This is a genomic window from Streptomyces sp. NPDC002309 (assembly GCF_053593375.1).
The window spans coordinates 1-16,163 of record NZ_JBSFCI010000010.1; the positions used below are offsets into that span (position 1 = coordinate 1).

Below are 16,163 nucleotides of genomic sequence, written 5' to 3' on the forward strand. Positions count from 1 at the left end.
CACAAGCGGCAGAGCCTTTTGAACCACACCCAGCACCCCTGGGTGGATGAACCATACGAGGGGCTCACCGCGTCCCACGGAACAACGTAGGGAGCCTTTTCCCACCTCAGTTTGAGCAAGTGTGAGGTGGAGGGTGAGGACGGCTTGGACGAGGCTGGTGATGCGGGTGGTGCTGCACCGGAGCTGCCGCGTCTTCCGCGTGGTGATGGCGGGTTCGACCACGACTCGGATCTTGGCCTGCGAAAGGTTCACGGCCTGCTGCCCCTCTGACAGGTTCTCCCATCGGCCTCGGTGCGGCACGCGGACAGCCTGTCCGGCACCTTGGTAGCCCTTGTCTGCCCAGCGGTCGAGATCTGCTGAGGTGAGACCGTCCAGGAAGCCGTGTTCGCGTGCGGCGCGGATGTCATGAACGGCTCCGGGCAAGGCGGGTGAGGCCCACAGGAGACGTCCGGCCGGGTCGGCGAGGACCTGGACGTTCATGCCGTGCTTCTTGTGTTTGCCCGAGTAGAACGGCTGGTCGGCGGCGACCGTGCCGTCGAGCAGGACGAACGCCTTCCTTGACACTTCGCGGACGGCTTGTTCGCGCGTGGGTGACAGGGCGGTCAGGAGATCGACAGCTTCGGTGATGTACCGGTAGGCCGTGGTCGTGCCGATGCCGAACCCGGCTGCGATCTGGGCGTAGGGATGCCAGTAGGGATGCCCGTTGCGCAGGTGGGCGAGGGTAAGCAGGGCCTGTCGGCCGGCGCTCAACCGGCGCCACCGGCTGCCGATCGCACGGCGATGTTCGCGAATCCGAGCGGTGAGGAGACAAAGATGTGAGCTGGACAGGTCCAGTCCGGACGGGTAGTCAAGCACGTGAAGCCTCTGGTGGCACGGGTGGTCGTGAACCCGTCTACCAGGGGCTTCACTCGTCGGTCACGCCAACTGCCGGACCAGCTCAGCAGGTTAAAAAGGCTCACTATGTCGGTAGCCCCAGCGACACAACCCCGCTGACCCATGAGCGGGGGTGCTGGCGTTCTAAAGACTTCCCGGCCGAACACTGGGTCACCTGCGGACCACCAACCCCATCGATTCGACGTTCTCCGCGGTCAAACTCAGCACCTAGGTCACCCGCAGGGCCAGCAGTCCGACCCGCGGCCCTCGCGATGGTGTTCAAGCTCGTTGAATCCGCCCAGGCCCGGTGGCGCGCGATCACCGGCGCCCACCCTGGTTCCCCTGGTCCGCGCCGGCGCCCGGTTCGAGAACAGCGTCCTGGTCGAGCGCACCGAGGTGGCCGCGTGAAGGACACGTTCGCTGCACTCGCCTGAGGCACGGCGGCCTGCTCGGCCTCACCGAGCACCTGATGCACCCCGACCGGCTTACCGCGCGGTGCATGACCAGCGCACCACGGCCGCCGGCCTGCCATTTCGCCCACCACGTGTCAGCCGCCTTCAGCGACACCCCAAACACCGTCGCTACGTCCCCACAGTCCCGCCCCGTGACCGCTCGGCGCGGCCCGCACACTCCACGAGCGGGCGGTCTCGAGCCCCCGTTGTCGGCAGCAACCGACTGGGGAACAAAGAGCGGCTTTGGGGAAAATTCGGGATTCGCATCAGCGGGCCTCGCCAGGTCAGTCTCCGGCCCGGCTTGGTCGGCAAGCAATGCGGTGGGTGCGGTCGTCGCAGGTTGCCTGCGGATCTTGTGCCTGCCGGGGCGCAGGGCGAGCTTTGCAGTGCGGGTGTTAAGTCGGTCGCGGCAGGAAACTCGGTGGGCAGGCCGGATGCAGCGGTCCCAGGGGGTTGCCCCGGCTCAGGCCTTTCTGGTTCGGCCCGTGTGCCTGGGAGGCCGTAAAACTCTCGGTCAGGGAAGGTTGCCCTGTTCGCAGACTCGGCGGGCGACGTCGCGGAGTTTGGTGTTGGTCTCCTGGGAGTAGCGGCGTAGCACGTCGAATGCCTGGTCTTCGGTGATGTGGTGGCGGCCCATGAGGAGGCCCATGGCCTCGCCGATGGTGTGGCGGGTGGCGACGGCCTGCTCCATCTGCGCGTGGCTACGCGCGGCGGAAAAGGCCACGGCGGCGTGGGAGGCCAGCAGCCAGCCCGACAGCTCGCTGGACTCGGTGAACGCGCCCGGCTTGCGCGAGTACAGGTTGAGCGCGCCGAGGTCCTGCTCGTCGGTGTACAGCAGGAAACCCATCATGCTGCCCACGCCGAGCTCGCGGGCCAGAGGAGCATACGCAGGCCACCGCCGCTGCTCCCCGGTGAGATCCGCGATGCGAAACACCCGCTCGCCATGGGAGGTGTGGGCGGCATCAAAGCACGGTCCCTCGCCAATCCGTTCTTGCAGCTGGTCGCTGTCGATGACCATCTGATGGGTGGGAGCGAGAGTCTCCACGTGCGCATCGTGCAGCACCAGGATGCCCGCCGCGTCGCAGCCGTCCACCAGCTCGGTGGCCGAGACGGTGATCCGCTCCAATGTGGCGGTCACCGAATCCTGGGCCAGCAGATCACGCGCCATCGACGCCATCTGCTGCGCGAAACGACCCCAGTCCACTTGGCCCTCCGGCTCACCGTGTCAACGTCCGAAGACGTTCCATACCCAGCTTTCCACGCGACCTGCTCAACGACTCGAAGACACCAGCGAAGGGAAAACCGTCGTCAGCGGCGACGGCGCCTCGACGGACCACTGACTGCAACTGCCGCGGGTCGTGCAACTTGAGCCAGGCACGTCTCAACTGGTGATCAGTTGAAGCCTGGGTAAAAGACCACCTGTCGACGAAAGAGGTGTACTGGGCGCCCCATAGACCGCTTGATGACACGATCGCGGACTCCACGAAATTCGGGGCAGCTCACCTGTCACGCGCGCGCCCATACACACCGCTGCGATGGCAAGGGCCCCGCTCCCGGTTCCCAGATCCAGCACCGACGTCCTGGCGGTGATGAACTCCCGGGACAGGGCACTGATCAGCAGCAGGATGTCGCTCTGTGGGGCGCACACGCCCCAGGGGGCATGAGGCACGGATAGTGGTTCAATCGGCGATGTCTCGGCCACCATGGCATCACTTCCGTCCGGCAGTCCGTCCGACGAGGGACACCTCGTTGTGGGGTCGATGACCGGCTCGTCGTGAAAGACCCCGGCGAGCTGCGGCAGCAGCGGGCTGGAACACCATGGTGACGTTCAACGCCTTGGTGGTCTTCGCCAGATCGACCGTGGCGTTCACGACCGCGGTGCGGTCACCGCTGCCGGCGCCTGCCAACATCGGCGGCTGGTGGTCCACGAAGAGTACGACAGCGTTGTCGGGGGTCAGCAGGTCCGGGCTCGGAGCGGCCTTTCCGAGTGGGCAGGTGACGCAGGCAGCACACTGCCCTCGGCCAGCCTGCCCGGTAGCCGACGGGACATTGCGCCGCGCGCGGCGCTTGCCTTCCAAAGCTGCTGCAAATGAGCGTTGTCACCAGACGCCTCATCGCCCCGCGGGACCGTCGGGCTCTTGCGGATCGATCCCGGTGAAGGTCTCGGCGCTCTTGGAGCCGCTCGGACGCTGGGAGTGTCCACGGCGACCCCGGTCGTGCATGCCTTTTCCCTTATTTTTGCTCATTTCCTCCCCTCGACGGCTGTCGCTGCGTACGGGCGTTCCAACGGTCGACGCTTCCTTGTCGGCCTCTGAGGCCCGACGACTTCTCTTGGGCCCCGGTGCATACGTTTCCGTGTGGAAGGAACGGTGCGCACTGGGGTTGTCCTGGTTCGAGCCGTCCACGTCCGGGGACCAACCGTGCTGGTCAGCACCCTGGAAGCGGCTCGGTCCCGCCTTGCGTGACGGGTTGCGATGCTTCTTCGTCATAGCGGTCTCCTTCCGGCCTTCCGCGTGCCCAACTCGTCGTATGTCACACGCGCGCCGAGCACGCACGCAGCCTGCGGGCGGACCGGTGCGTCGGCGCCACCACTCATCGGCTACGGCACACAGCCGGCTGACCGCCGATTTCCTGGCCATGACCGCGACGTCTGTGGCCAGGCGGCCGCATGCGTAGCGGCTCAGGATCCTGCGGAAGCATTCGATAGCGGGCAGTTCAGGCATGCCGTCCTGCCGTGGGCATCGCCGCGACTTTCCGCCCCGTGCCGATATCAAATGTGAAGCCGTGCCTCAGGTCGAGCTTTTGGAAAACCCGGTTTCAATTGATTACGGATGGGTGGTCGGGTCACGGGTACGCGGTGCGGAGAACAGCTCACGCCATGGACACGAGGACACGTCGGGGAAGAGATCCGGAGGATCTTCCATGACCAGATCCGGACAAGCAGCCGGCTCGCTCTGGGTCGACTACGACCCCGGGCCCGATCATCCCGCGCTGACGAGCAACATTCGGGTGGACGCAGCCGTAGTCGGCGGGGGCATGGCCGGTGTGTGTACGGCCCGGGAACTGGCCCGCTCGGGCCGCACGGTGGCCCTTCTGGAGGCGGACCGCGTCGCGCACGGCGTGACGGGCCACAGCACTGCCAAGGTGTCGGCCTTGCAGGGGCTGGCGTACAGCAGGATCCGCAAGGCGCGCGGAGCGGACGCCGCACGACAGTACGCCGAGTCCCAGCAGGACGCCGTTGCCCACATACGGCACCTGACCGAGCGGCTCGGCATCGACTGCGATCTGGAGACTGCCGCAGCCTGCACATACGTCACCGACCCCACTCACCGCGGGCATCTGCGTGATGAGGCGGACGCTGCTCGCCAGGCGGGCCTTGACGTTGCCTGGGTCGAGGAGACACCACTGCCGTTCCCCGTCGAGGCGACCCTGCGGCTGGAGGACCAGGTGCAGTTCCACCCCCGGAAATTCCTGCTCGGCATCGCCGCCGACCTGCTGCGCGGCGGAGGCCGGATATACGAGCGCACCCGGGTGACGGACCTGCACGAGGGCACCTCCTGCAAGCTGACGACGAGCGCCGGTCACACCGTCGAAGCGACGGACGTCGTGGTGGCCACGCACTACCCCGTCTTCGACCGCGGACTTCTCTTCACCCGGCTCGAGCCCAAACGGGAGGTGGTCGTTGCCGGTCCGGTGCCAGCCGAGGGACACATACCCGAAGGCATGTACCTCACCGAGGACAGCAACACACGATCGTTCCGCACCGCTCCGCACGACGGCGGGCGCGTACTGATCGTCACCGGTGAGAAGTTCACCCCCGGCGACCCGAAGGACCCAGGCGCTGCCCGGCACTTCCAGGTTCTGACGGAATGGGCCCAGCGCTCCTTCACGGGCTTCGCCATCACCCGTCGCTGGGCCACACAGGACACCTTCTCCACCGACCACGTGCCGTTCGTGGGCAGGCTCCATCCGCTGAGCACCCACACCTACGTGGCGACCGGCTTCGGCGGCTGGGGCCTGAGCGGCGGCATGGCGGCCGCACGGCTCCTTACCTCCCGCATCGTGAACGGCCAAGCACGGTGGGCCGGCCTGTACGACCCCGCGCGCTTCCATCCGTTGTCCGAAGGCCCCGAGATACTGCGGCTCGGCGCCAGGACGGCGAAGCACCTTGTCACCGACCGGCTGCCCGGCGGCTTCGCCGACTCGGTGGACGATATCGGCCCGGGCAGCGGCGCGGTGCTGCGCGGCAGGGGCACAGGCCCCCAGGCCGTGCACCGGGACGAGGCCGGCCGACTGCACCGCGTGTCCGCCCGGTGTACCCACCTGGGCTGCATCGTCCACTTCAGCGAGGCGGAAGCGGCCTGGGAGTGTCCCTGCCACGGCTCCCGCTTCGACGTGGACGGCGCCGTCCTGGAAGGGCCGGCGGTGCACCCCCTGGCACCGTACGACGAACAGGGCGAGGAAGGATCGCGTGCATGACCGTCAGGAGCCAGAAATCCGGATGAGCCGACGGCCCCACCCGCAGCTGGCATCCTGCGCCGTGACGAGCGGGTCACGGCAGTGGGGTGCCGCCTGTGGCATTGAGAATCTCTGCCGTGATGAAGGGGACGTACGGCGGGTTGCTGACGATCAGGTCGTAGGGAATCCCAGGCAGCGCCCTGCGGAGGTCGCCGCGTTGAAAGCGGATCATCTGCCCAGCCAGCAGCACATTGACCCGGGCGGCGAGCATCGCTCGGCGGAAACGTCGACGGCTGTCGCGCGCGCCCAGACGTGCCGCTTCGATGGCAAAGGCCTCGCTGCCGGTTCCGAGATCCAGCACCGACGTTGCGGAGGTGATGTACTCCCGGGACAGGTCAGCAGCAAGGTGTCCCAATGCGGGGCACAGACGCCCCAAGGAGCACCGGGCACCGATTGTGGTTCAGTCGCCAAAGCAGCCACAGGGTGATGTTTTTCTCTCTGCTCAGTTTGCGCCGCAGCCGCCTTTCACCCATCGACGCCGGTTGGGCCATGCGCGGCATCGACCGGCTTGAACCCTGGTGAGCCGCGTCGTCTGAGGTAGATAGCGGAGATGGCCATGGAGGCGACGGCCGGCAGCTCGGACTGCCAGTTCACTAAGAGGGCGCCCAATGTCCGATCAGGTCACAAGGCGCGAGTCGTCGGCCACGTCTACGGAAAACCGATCATGGGCCACAGTGAGGGCGGCATCGACGTCACGGGTCCCGGTCGTCACACACAACGTGTATGCGACATCATCCATACGCTGGCGCACCGCCTCGCTGCCGTTCTCGGCGTGCAGCACACGCAACGCCTCGTATTGCTCCACCAGATCCTTCAATACTGTCAGGCGTACCAACATCGTAGGAAGCTCCTTTCCACCGCCCGCCTCGGACGCTGACCCGCATTTCCGGACCGAACGACGCACGCGTAGGGCACCGCACCCGACACAACCCCGAGCCAGACTGTGAGCGCGAATTCAGTCCGCAAGCGTCTGGAAAGGCACGGTTTCACCCCGGGTTCCCTCGGCGGCGACCCGTCAACCACGCGGCGCGCACCTCGTAGGGCTCCTCGCGTCCGGGCCGTGGAGCTGTTGCAGTCCCTGGCGCAGCCGTGGAGGGGTTTCAGGGGGCCGCTTGCCTTGCACGGGTGTGGGAACACTCGGTGATGGAACGGGCAGGCTGATGCGAGCGGTGAAGGAGAGCGTCATGCCGACTGGGTCCAGTCCCAAGCGGGAGCGTCAGTACGAGCACATCAGGGAAGGCGCACAGGAGCGGGGCGCATCCGCCAAGCGCGCCAAGGAGATCGCGGCGCGAACGGTCAACAAGGAACGCGCCAGGTCAGGTGAATCGGAGACCGCGAGCAAGACCTCCACACGCGACAGGAAATCCGCATCTCAGCGCGGCGGCGAGCGTTCCCACAGCGGCGCCCAAGGGCCTACGAGGGATCAGCTCTACGAAGAAGCCAAGAAGAAGAACGTCGAAGGACGCTCGTCGATGAACAAGGACCAGTTGCGCAAAGCACTGGGCCGCTGCCGCAGCCCTGAGCAGCGTCACACCCATCTCGCGGATGTCGCTTTGAGTGTCGGCCTCGGCTGAACTCGGTTCAGGCACGGATCCCGTGAAGTCGATCGTGCTGCTGTGCGTCGCGCTGCAGGGGTGCGCCCCACGACTCAGACGGCGCGACCCTTGGCGGCGTGGTCGGCCTCGCCGCCCGCGCCGAGCAGGCCGGTCGGTTCGAATGGCTCCTCCGCCTCCAGACGCGGTAGACGGCGCCGGGACAGACGCATGACAACCGGCGGCACGGCGGCACGTACGGGCTGCATCAGGCGCAGCCATGGTGGCGCGTACACGGCGGTGCGCCGGCGTTCCACACTGTTCATGATCCGCTCGGCGACCGCCGGCGCGCTGAATACGCGTCGGGCGGGCGGCGGCATACTCGCGCGCAACTCCCTCAGTACGGCGTACCGGTCGGCGTCACGCACCATGTCGGTGTCGGTCCAGTTGAGGTAGGCGATGCCGACGCTGACACCGCGGTGTGCCACCTCGGCCCTGAGGCTGTGGGAGAAGGCCTCGACGCCTGCTTTGGAGGCGCAGTAGGCGCTCATCAATGGGGCGGCCCCGAGCGACGCCAAGGACGCCACCTGGCAGAAGTGGCCCGCCGTAACCATCAGGTCGGGGAGGAAGGCCCGAGCTGTGTAGGCGCTGCCGGTGAGGTTCACGTCGATGACGCGCCGCCAGGTGGCGGGGTCCGATGAGACGAGGGGGCCGCCCTCGGCGATGCCGGCGTTCGCGATCACGACGGAGGCGGGCCCCAGTCGGGCCCGTACGGTGTCTGCCGCGGATACCAGTGCCGCGAGGTCGGTGACGTCGGCCTCCAGGGCGAGCGCGGCGGAGGGCAGGCTCGCCGCGACTTCCTCGAGCGCGGGCCGATCGTGTCCGAGCAGGGCGACCCGGGCGCCCCGTCGAGCCGCATCGCCTGCCAGGGCCGCGCCCAGGCCGCGGGCTGCTCCGGTGACCACGACCGTCCGGCCGCTCAGCGGACTGTTGCGATTCATCGGCCTCGCCTCCTCACCATCTGGGTTGTATGGGCGCCCGGTGCGGTCATGTGTCCGGCACGTCCGGTGTGGCGGTGTGGTCAGGGTGTCCGATGGTACGGCGGGTCTCCTTCATTTCTGCCTCGTACAGGTGGTCGCGGCCAGGTGGCGTCGTAGGCCTCGACGATCTGGAATGTCCAGTGGTCGGGGATGAAGTTGCGCCCCAGGATGTCGGTGCGGACTTTGTGCACCAATTGGGCCAATTGGGGGTACTTCCCTCGTGCAGCAACTCCACCGCGCGATCCAGTTCCAGGTCCGCGGCGCCGGTGAGCTGGTGGAAGTCGTACAGACGCCCTCCGGCCCGCTCCGTGGTCTCCAGGGCCTTGGAGAGGGTGCCGAGCGCTTCCACGGTCTTGTCGCTGACGCCGTCGGGACGCCGATGCTGACGGCCGGGCCTGTCCGACGGGTCATCATGAGGCCTCCTCTTCAATTGTCCCGCGGGTACGGCCGCTCCACCGCGCGCCTTTGCGAGGGCTCAGCGCTTGGTGCCTGCTCGGTCGCGCCGGGTAAGAAGCTTCTGCGCGCCAGCATGCCAGGCAGCCGATGCCGGTGGAGTGCGGCCTGGGCGGCGTTCGCCTGGTGTGCCGTCCTCGCAGAGGCGGGCGAGACGCCGGGTATGGCGCGGTGCCTCAGCTGGATCAGTACCTCAGTGGGTGGTTCATGAGTATATGGGCCTTTCTGGTGTCGCCTGACGGTGTGGACAGAGGCGGAACGTGCCGGTCCGATGCCGGTGGCTTGCCGGGATCGGTGGGTGAGTGAACGCAAGCCGTACCAGGGCGACTTGACGGACGAGCAATGGGCGTTGATCGAGCCGGTGCTCACGGCGTGGAAGAACCGGCACCGTTCCGTCAGCGGCCACCACGGCCGCTACTCGTTGCGGGAGATCGTGAACTCGATCCTCTACCAGTCCCGGACCGGCTGTCAGTGGGCTCTCCTGCCGAACGACCTGCCGCCGAAGAGTGCGACGTACTACTACTTCGCCGCCTGGCGCGACGAAGGCACCGACCAGCAGATCCATGAACTCCTGCGCTGCCAGGTGCGGGAGAGGAACCGGCGATGAGAGGACCCGGCCCTGGTGATCCTGGACACCCAGAGTGTCCGGGCGGCCACCGGGGTCCCCGCGGCCACGACGGGCAAGGACGCCGCGAAACGGGCGCCGGGCCGCAAGCGGGGACTGGCCGTGGATGTCCTCGGCCTGGTCATCGCCGTCACCGTGCCGGCCGCGAGCGTTCACGACAACGCCGCCGGCATCACTCTGCTCGACCAGGTCGCAGTCGCGGCCGGCGGCTCGGTCAGCAAAGCCCTGGTCGACCAGGGCTTCAAGAACCAGGTCGTCACGCACGGGGCCGCCCTCGGTATCGACGTCACCCGACCTTCAGGAAGACGCCGCCCGGGCCCTGGCCGACGATCTCCGCGCCCAGATCGACGCCCTGCAGACCCAACTCCGTGAGGCCGACATACGTCGGGAACACCTCGCCATCACCCGCACGACCCTCACCGGCCTCGCCGACCGAATCCCGCTCCAGACGGTCGGCCCAGCAGGAAGCCTGGAGCTGCCCTGAGCATCCGGACTACCCGCGCATCCTCGCCGTCTTCAACGACACCACCGGTCCGCTGAGGGCCCGAGACATCTGTCAGGCCCTCGACTTCGAGCTTCTGCCGAAACACGTCGAACGCACCCGCGCCAGGATGAAACGCCTGGTCACCATAGGAATCCTCACCGAGGCGGAGCCCGACACCTTCAGCAAGAAGCAGTAACCAAATCCGGAACGGACATCAACTCACGAACCGCCCACTCAGGGCATCAACGAGCGAGCCAGGCAGGATACGGGCCATGCCGCACCTCGGAACGGCATCCTCATTCTCACAGGCAGGATGGGGCATCAACAGGGCGCCTGTGCTGGTAAGTTGAACCGTCAAACACCGTCCTCAACGGCACGGGAGCCCTGTCTGTCGCGCATCCCGACCTCACATCGCCCCGTCACCCGGTCAGTGGCCACACGGAAAACGCTCATTGGCAAGCCCACAACGGCTACGTGGAGCCGACCGACAGAACGACGGAGCCCTGGCCCCTGTATCAGACCTTGATCGAACGTTAGCGAGCTCGATGCAGATATCTGTGGTGGATGGTGTCAGTATCGGCTCCTCGCGGCGGTCATTGGAGTAATGAACAACGTTGGACGTCAGTCAGTCGGTCAAATATCACTGACCTGCCAATGGGCGACCTTCGTTCGTTTGCCGTCAAACAAGAGAAAGAGAATTTCATGCACAAGATTACAAAGGCCCTGTTGAGTGCCACGGCAAGTGTCGCCCTGAGTGCTGGCGTCCTCGGCGCCACCGCCGGTCCCGCAGCCGCCTACTACAATGGCCCCTCCGTGAGCCCGGTCTATTTTTTGTGCGAGAATAGGGGAATGGGCGGAGAGTGCAACAGTGGTACGGGCCCCAAGAGTGTCCCGTCCGTCTATCTGGGTGGTCAAGTTTTCAACGACGCCATCAGCTCCATCCAGACAAACTATCGCCCCATTCACACGTGGAATGACCGCGATTACAAGGGCACGTACGGATACTTCGCCCCCAACTGGCGCTGGGAGCAGCTGAACAGCCCTTATGACAACGAAATCAGCTCCTACCAGATCAGCTGAGTTCACGTTGGCAGCAGAAGCGGTCCAAGTTCCGGTTTTCTGGCCTCGGGCCTACTTTTCCGCAGTGATCAATTCCGTGAACGTATCCGCCCTGCTCGGTTGTGCACGGAATATCGCGATTCCACGGTAAATCGCCCAGTAGTCGGAAATCTTCCTTCTGTTATGCACTAACCGATTCCTCGGTGCGGACGCCCGTAACGCGGGAGTGGCAAATTCCGCAGCTCAAGTCGAAAAGTGTACTTGGGTCGACATCTAGGGAGAAAGACACCTCATGCGCAATGTGAGAAAGGCCCTTCTCGGGCTCACCGCCAGCTTTGCTCTAAGCGCTGCTGGCGTCGTTGGCGTCACCGCCGGTCCTGCTGCCGCCTACACCGGCCCCAGCTTCAGTGACATGTGGATGTTGTGTAAGAACGTCAACCTGGATGATTGTGGCCACTATGGCTACAACCCCGTTGAAGCCTGGGGAATGAACTACTACGACAATTCCATCTCGTCCATCCAGACGAACTATTACCCTATTCACACGTGGAACGATCCCCTTTTCAAGGGCACATACGGGTTCTTTGAGCGCCAATACCGCTGGGATCAGCTGAACCATCCCTATGGCGACAAAATCAGCTCCTTCAAGGTCGGCTACTGAGCCTGGCTTCGGCCCGGGGCGGAAGGGTTCACACTTCTTTTCCTTCTGCCCCTGGGCTGGGCTTCATTTCCCCATAACGACTTAAAAGCGCCCGTGCCTCGACGCGAGCCGCCCTGCCGCGCACGACTTCACGGTCGTCGGCCCGCCGCAGAGCCGAAAAAGTATGCCACTTGCCGCAACCATCCAGTTCGAACAAGCCCTCAAACGGTGATTCGCGATGCCCATCGATCACGCAGCTCTCCGTCCACTCGCTCGGCTGCGCCATTTCCTGCCGCTCAAGGTCGGCTCACTGCCGCGACCGCATAACTCTGCTGCAGTCGGGAAAAAGTCGAGCCGGGGCAGTGCGGCATTGAGCGACGTTGCTGCCGGTTGGCACAGAGCATCCAAATTTTTCGTGTTTGCCAGCATTAGCACTGTTGTGATTGCCGGTTGCGACTTCACGGACAGCACGAGCGGACCTCCCTCATCCGATTCGAGCGCGACATCGTCGCGCAACATGGTGCATTCCCTCGAAACCTTGCTTCCGCGCGGGAAGACCTCGGCCCAGCGTGGCCAGGGGGTGAGTGTGACGCCGGGAAAGTCACCGTTTGCTGAGCTGGTTTTTGAGCACGGTGGGAGGTCCGCAGGGGTGAAGGTAGTCCTCAATCGGTATCCGATGCCGATTCCTTCAACGTTGGCGGAGTGTCCTGACACGGCTTATCACCCATACAGCAGATGTAGCCGGGCTACTGTGCCGAGTGGGGCAATCCTGGTACAGGACCGCTCACCGCAGGACGAGAAGGATCCGTCCGGTGCCGAACTCCTCACTGTGCGGCTCACGAGCAAGGACGGCAGTCAGGTGTTCGTCTCCGAGACGGGCGACCCGAAGAGGGGAAGGGTCGAACTGCCGCTGACTGGGAAGCAGTTGGTGAGTATTGCGACCGCGCCCATCTGGCAGACCGCGCTGGCTGAAATGCCGGCGCCCCCCTCGGGCTCGCCGGCCGAATCGATCACACGGCTGACCGGACAGCAGATCACCCGCAAGATTCAGCAGTTGCTTCCGGCGGGCCTTCAGTCCGCTCGGGCTGGCGGATCGGAAGGCTTTGGGCACGTCGTGGTCGACGACGGCCATGGCAAGGGCCTCGTCGCTGTCAATGTCCAGCGATGGAAGCCCAGTGACCCCCTCATGACCAAGATATTCGTGAAGGGCAAGACACTGCCTGACGGCACCCGCATCCGCGTTCAGAAAGGTCCCGCATCCCAGGGAGGCAAGGGCGTGATCGAATGGAGTGTCGACACCTTCCGCACCGACGGACTTCGCGTTGTCATCTCTGCCCTCAACGCACCCGCCTACCCCCTCCCGCCCTCTCGGCACGACCCCGCCCTGGATATTGACCAGCTCAAACAGATCGCCCTCAACCCAGCCTGGCAACACGCCACCCCCAACTGAGCCTCTTTCATCCTGTGCATTCGCCGATGAGGAGAGTGTGGATGGCCTGGACGACGCGACCGATGCGGTTCGTCGAGCAGCGGGCTCGTCGCGGCAGTCGCCAGGATTTGAGGCGGGCGAAGGCGCGTTCGCCGGGTGCCCGTAGGCGGGCGTGGTCGCGGTTGTACTGCTGGTGGTGCGCGGGCAGTTCGCGGTGTCCGTGGTACGGGGTGCGAACGGTCGCGTCGGCGCCTTGGTAGGCGCGGTCGGCCAGGACGAGGATCTGCCGGGTCAGGCAGGGTTGGACGATGCCGTGGGCGCGGGCTGCGGTCAGGTCGTGGGTTCTTCCCGGCGTTGTCCGTGAGAACCAGAGCGGGGTGCCGTCCGGCGTGGTGACGACCTGGACGTTCATGCCGTGTTGCTTGTGTTTCTGCGAGTAGTACGGCTCGTCCGCGGCAATGCGGTCTGAACCGCCCCGGGTTTGGTCGAGACTCTAGGTTGTGGCTGTGAGCTGGGGTTTTGCGGTTTCGTGGTAGTAGTTGGTCTCGTATTCGGCGGGTGGGATGTGCCCGATCTCGGCGTGGAGTCGTCGGTGGCAGGACCAGTCGATCCACTCGGCGGTGGCCAGCTCGACGTCGGAGAGTGTCTTCCAGGGCCTGCGAGGTTTGATCAGCTCGGTCTTGAACAGGCCGATCGTGGACTCCATCAGGGCATTGTCGTATGCGTCGCCGACCGATCCGATGGACGCGGCGATTCCTGCCCGGTCGAGGTGCTCGGCGAGGGCGAACGACGTGTATTGCCCGGGTTCAACCAGTCGTTGCAACACCCCTGATCACAGAGGTGTGTTGTGGGACGACCAGCGGGTTGGATGACGGAGCTGACGGGGCGGTCGCCCATGAAGTCGCCGGGACGGCCCTCGACTCGCAGGGACGTCGAGAGACTGTCTTGGCGGGCGTGAGCGGCCAGCTCCTTGCCGCGGTCCTCAACTTAGGTTCAACCAGTGGATGCAACACTGAGGTTCCCCCGGCATGCGGGGCGGTGCTGATCAGCGCTCTCCAAGCGGCCGGTCCGGGCACGGCTGCGGGCACGGCTGCCGTCAGCTGGGTGGCCGTACCTGGCCTGAGCTGGATCATCCCGACCGGGTTCATGCTGAACAGAGAGCCGAAGACCTGTACTTCGCCGTGGCGCTGAATATGAGCGGGTGAGTGCTGACGTGTTGGCACGCTGGGTGCCGGAACGGCCCGAGGACGTGGCCGCAGTCTTCGCCAAGGCGGACTTCCCGTGGTGGGTCGCCGGCGGCTACGCGATCGAAGTCGCGGTGGGCCGCGAGTTTCGCTCACATGGCGATCTCGACGCGAGTCTGGCCAAGCAGGTGCGGGCAGCGCACAGCACGGCGACAGTCATCGGGTCCACACCTCCTCGGCACACACGGTGGTACGGCGGTGACATGGGGCCACCGCCGGTTGCGTGCTCACTCCGACCGGGCGCCTCGGTGGCCCGTCGACGCGTTCTCGCGCACCCGGGTACTTCAGTCCCCTCAGTCCCCCGCGCACTCCCGGCCGTTCAGCGTGAAGTCGACCGCCGGCGAGTTCCTGCCGCGCCACGAGGAGAGGAAGCCGAAGGCGAGGCTGCCGTCGGCGGCGACGGTCCGGTTGTAGTCGGCGGCGGTGGCGGTGACGCGGGAGCCGTTCTGGCTGACGGTCGCGTCCCACATCTGGCCGACGCGCTGGCCGTCCCGGAAGGTCCAGGCGACCCGCCAGTCGTCGAGTGGGCGCTCGGTGGTGACGGTGACGGCCGCCTGGAAGCCGTCGGGCCACTGCCCGACGAGGTCGTAGGTGACGTGGCAGGTGGGCCGGGGGCTCGCGTCGGGCGGGTCGGTGCGCGGTGAGGGGCTCCCCGCGCGGCCCTGGGGTTCCGGGTCGGGGCCCTCGTGCGTGGAGGCAGAGGCGGGGGGCTCCTCGCCCGGCGGTTCCGGGGAGGGGGACGCCGGTCCGGAGGGGGCGGTGGTGACGGCCGGCAGGGAGGGGCCGGCCACGGGCTGACGGTCACCGGTGTCGACGGGTGCCGCGCCGCCGTCGTCGCTGTCGCCCTGCGGTATCAGCGTGACGGCGAGGGCGAGCAGGGAGACCAGGACGGCGGCGGCGAGCAGGCCGCCGCGCAGCACGCGCGCCCTGTCCACGGCGGCCGCGGCCGTCTCGTCGTCGGGGCCGGGGGCGCCGGGAAGGCCGGCGCCGAGACGTACCTCGGCGGCGCGTCGGCGGCGTTCCAGGTAGGCGAGACCGCCCCAGCCGATGACGCCGCCGGCGAGGGCGCCGGGCAGACCGCCGCCGTGCAGGCGCAGACACGCGGCGGCCTCCGCGCACCGCACGCAGCGGGCGAGGTGCCGGGAGAGGTCGTCGGGGGTGTCGGAGAGCGGCGAGCGGGTGACGGCGTCCAGGAGCCGGGCGTAGCTGCGGCACTGCGGGTCCGTCGGGGAGTCGAGATGGTTGCGCAGGCAGCGGTCCCGGAACAGGCGGCGCACCTCGGCGAGTTCACCGGCGACGCCGCTCGGGTCGAGGCCGAGGCGGCGGGCGACCACGGGCATCGGCAGGGCCTCCACCTCGGCGAGCCACAGCAGTTCGGCGTCGGGGCCCTGCATGTCGCGCAGGGCGCGCAGCGCGAGCGGACGGTGCGACGGGGGGCCTATGTAGCGGGCGGCGCCCTCGGAGTTGAGCCACAGGCGCAGTTCGGGGTCGAGCCGGTGGCCGTCTCCCTGCTCCTCCCAGTCGGCCGTCGTGGTGCGCACGGCCGTCAGGAGCAGGGCTGTCCGGGGCAGCCGTGGCTGTCGGGGCGGGCGCCGGGCGGTGTCGCGGTCCGATCCGGACTCGGCGCTGCGGGCCTCGCGTATCCCGAGTGCGAACGCCTCCCGGGCGAGCGCGGTCGCGGCCGCGGATCCGGCGGTGCAGAGGTCGGCGTACGACAGCACCGTGTCCCAGTACTCGGAGAACAGCGCCGCCTCGGTGGCGTCCTGGGGGGTCGGCAGGTCGGGCATGGGTCTCCTGCATCATTCGAGGTCAAC

16 protein-coding genes and 7 pseudogenes are annotated in these 16,163 nt (G+C 66.7%); 9 read left to right on the forward strand and 14 right to left on the reverse strand.

What is annotated here, in order from left to right:
- Window positions 1-123: 123 nt before the first annotated feature.
- A pseudogene (locus ACWCPM_RS10945) lies at window positions 124-855 on the reverse strand (transposase family protein); the annotation flags it as partial.
- 170 nt (window positions 856-1,025) lie between these two features.
- On the opposite strand from ACWCPM_RS10945, the pseudogene ACWCPM_RS10950 reads away from it, so the two are divergent.
- Window positions 1,026-1,281 (forward strand): annotated as a pseudogene (locus ACWCPM_RS10950) (IS256 family transposase); the annotation flags it as partial.
- A 558-nt stretch (window positions 1,282-1,839) separates the two neighbouring features.
- Here the strand turns inward: ACWCPM_RS10950 and ACWCPM_RS10955 are convergent.
- From ACWCPM_RS10955 to ACWCPM_RS10970, 4 genes are all read right to left on the reverse strand, one after another.
- The gene (locus ACWCPM_RS10955; RefSeq protein ID WP_450975829.1) at window positions 1,840-2,529 is read right to left on the reverse strand and encodes a GAF and ANTAR domain-containing protein; all 690 of its coding nucleotides are present in this window, start codon (window positions 2,527-2,529) and stop codon (window positions 1,840-1,842) included.
- A 177-nt stretch (window positions 2,530-2,706) separates the two neighbouring features.
- Window positions 2,707-3,030, reverse strand: a complete 324-nt coding sequence (locus tag ACWCPM_RS10960; RefSeq protein ID WP_450975830.1) for a 50S ribosomal protein L11 methyltransferase — start codon at window positions 3,028-3,030, stop codon at window positions 2,707-2,709.
- Between the two features lie 4 nt (window positions 3,031-3,034).
- Window positions 3,035-3,253 carry a hypothetical protein gene (locus tag ACWCPM_RS10965; RefSeq protein WP_450975831.1) on the reverse strand — a complete coding sequence of 73 codons (219 nt, stop codon included), beginning with the start codon at window positions 3,251-3,253 and terminating at the stop codon, window positions 3,035-3,037.
- A 183-nt stretch (window positions 3,254-3,436) separates the two neighbouring features.
- Window positions 3,437-3,814 (reverse strand): hypothetical protein, encoded by a 378-nt coding sequence (locus ACWCPM_RS10970; RefSeq protein ID WP_450975832.1) that lies wholly within the window; start codon window positions 3,812-3,814, stop codon window positions 3,437-3,439.
- A 433-nt stretch (window positions 3,815-4,247) separates the two neighbouring features.
- Between ACWCPM_RS10970 and ACWCPM_RS10975 the strand changes: the two genes are divergently transcribed.
- Window positions 4,248-5,804: an FAD-dependent oxidoreductase gene (locus ACWCPM_RS10975; RefSeq protein WP_450975833.1), complete on the forward strand. Its 1,557-nt coding sequence runs from the start codon at window positions 4,248-4,250 to the stop codon at window positions 5,802-5,804.
- A gap of 73 nt (window positions 5,805-5,877) precedes the next feature.
- On the opposite strand, the gene ACWCPM_RS10980 is transcribed toward ACWCPM_RS10975, so the two are convergent.
- From ACWCPM_RS10980 to ACWCPM_RS10990, 3 genes are all read right to left on the reverse strand, one after another.
- Window positions 5,878-6,144: a hypothetical protein gene (locus tag ACWCPM_RS10980; protein ID WP_450975834.1), complete on the reverse strand. Its 267-nt coding sequence runs from the start codon at window positions 6,142-6,144 to the stop codon at window positions 5,878-5,880.
- A 164-nt stretch (window positions 6,145-6,308) separates the two neighbouring features.
- The gene (locus ACWCPM_RS10985; protein ID WP_450975835.1) at window positions 6,309-6,437 is read right to left on the reverse strand and encodes a DUF6766 family protein; all 129 of its coding nucleotides are present in this window, start codon (window positions 6,435-6,437) and stop codon (window positions 6,309-6,311) included.
- A gap of 22 nt (window positions 6,438-6,459) precedes the next feature.
- Complete coding sequence (locus tag ACWCPM_RS10990) at window positions 6,460-6,681, reverse strand: DUF5133 domain-containing protein (RefSeq protein WP_450975836.1); 222 nt, start codon at window positions 6,679-6,681, stop codon at window positions 6,460-6,462.
- 346 nt (window positions 6,682-7,027) lie between these two features.
- On the opposite strand from ACWCPM_RS10990, the pseudogene ACWCPM_RS10995 reads away from it, so the two are divergent.
- Window positions 7,028-7,351: pseudogene (locus ACWCPM_RS10995) on the forward strand (plasmid stabilization protein); the annotation flags it as partial.
- A gap of 140 nt (window positions 7,352-7,491) precedes the next feature.
- On the opposite strand, the gene ACWCPM_RS11000 reads toward ACWCPM_RS10995, so the two are convergent.
- Together ACWCPM_RS11000 and ACWCPM_RS11005 are read right to left on the reverse strand one after the other, a co-directional pair.
- Window positions 7,492-8,376, reverse strand: coding sequence for an SDR family oxidoreductase (locus ACWCPM_RS11000; protein ID WP_450975837.1), 885 nt, complete (start codon window positions 8,374-8,376; stop codon window positions 7,492-7,494).
- 46 nt (window positions 8,377-8,422) lie between these two features.
- A pseudogene (locus ACWCPM_RS11005) lies at window positions 8,423-8,845 on the reverse strand (hypothetical protein).
- Between the two features lie 321 nt (window positions 8,846-9,166).
- On the opposite strand from ACWCPM_RS11005, the pseudogene ACWCPM_RS11010 reads away from it, so the two are divergent.
- The 4 genes and pseudogenes from ACWCPM_RS11010 to ACWCPM_RS11025 all read left to right on the forward strand — a co-directional run.
- Window positions 9,167-9,785, forward strand: a pseudogene (locus ACWCPM_RS11010) (IS5 family transposase); the annotation flags it as partial.
- Between the two features lie 76 nt (window positions 9,786-9,861).
- On the forward strand, window positions 9,862-10,173 hold the full coding sequence (locus tag ACWCPM_RS11015) for a hypothetical protein (RefSeq protein WP_450975838.1): 312 nt from the start codon (window positions 9,862-9,864) through the stop codon (window positions 10,171-10,173).
- A 458-nt stretch (window positions 10,174-10,631) separates the two neighbouring features.
- Window positions 10,632-11,057, forward strand: a complete 426-nt coding sequence (locus ACWCPM_RS11020) for a hypothetical protein (RefSeq protein ID WP_450975839.1) — start codon at window positions 10,632-10,634, stop codon at window positions 11,055-11,057.
- 271 nt (window positions 11,058-11,328) lie between these two features.
- Window positions 11,329-11,697, forward strand: coding sequence for a hypothetical protein (locus ACWCPM_RS11025; protein WP_450975840.1), 369 nt, complete (start codon window positions 11,329-11,331; stop codon window positions 11,695-11,697).
- A 28-nt stretch (window positions 11,698-11,725) separates the two neighbouring features.
- Here the strand turns inward: ACWCPM_RS11025 and ACWCPM_RS11030 are convergent, their stop codons facing one another.
- Window positions 11,726-11,929, reverse strand: coding sequence for a hypothetical protein (locus tag ACWCPM_RS11030; RefSeq protein ID WP_450975841.1), 204 nt, complete (start codon window positions 11,927-11,929; stop codon window positions 11,726-11,728).
- On the opposite strand from ACWCPM_RS11030, the gene ACWCPM_RS11035 reads away from it, so the two are divergent.
- Entirely contained in the window at window positions 11,915-13,126 is a 1,212-nt protein-coding gene (locus tag ACWCPM_RS11035; RefSeq protein ID WP_450975842.1) for a hypothetical protein, read from the forward strand. The two genes, ACWCPM_RS11030 and ACWCPM_RS11035, sit on opposite strands and share 15 nt — an antisense overlap.
- Before the next feature lie 7 nt (window positions 13,127-13,133).
- On the opposite strand, the pseudogene ACWCPM_RS11040 reads toward ACWCPM_RS11035, so the two are convergent.
- Together ACWCPM_RS11040 and ACWCPM_RS11045 are read right to left on the reverse strand one after the other, a co-directional pair.
- Window positions 13,134-13,571, reverse strand: a pseudogene (locus ACWCPM_RS11040) (transposase family protein); the annotation flags it as partial.
- A 27-nt stretch (window positions 13,572-13,598) separates the two neighbouring features.
- Window positions 13,599-13,928: an integrase core domain-containing protein gene (locus ACWCPM_RS11045; protein WP_450975843.1), complete on the reverse strand. Its 330-nt coding sequence runs from the start codon at window positions 13,926-13,928 to the stop codon at window positions 13,599-13,601.
- Window positions 13,929-14,354: 426 nt separating this feature from the next.
- Between ACWCPM_RS11045 and ACWCPM_RS11050 the strand changes: the two are divergent.
- Window positions 14,355-14,465: pseudogene (locus tag ACWCPM_RS11050) on the forward strand (nucleotidyltransferase domain-containing protein); the annotation flags it as partial.
- A gap of 177 nt (window positions 14,466-14,642) precedes the next feature.
- On the opposite strand, the gene ACWCPM_RS11055 reads toward ACWCPM_RS11050, so the two are convergent.
- On the reverse strand, window positions 14,643-16,136 hold the full coding sequence (locus tag ACWCPM_RS11055; RefSeq protein WP_450975844.1) for a cellulose binding domain-containing protein: 1,494 nt from the start codon (window positions 16,134-16,136) through the stop codon (window positions 14,643-14,645).
- Window positions 16,137-16,163 lie beyond the last annotated feature (27 nt).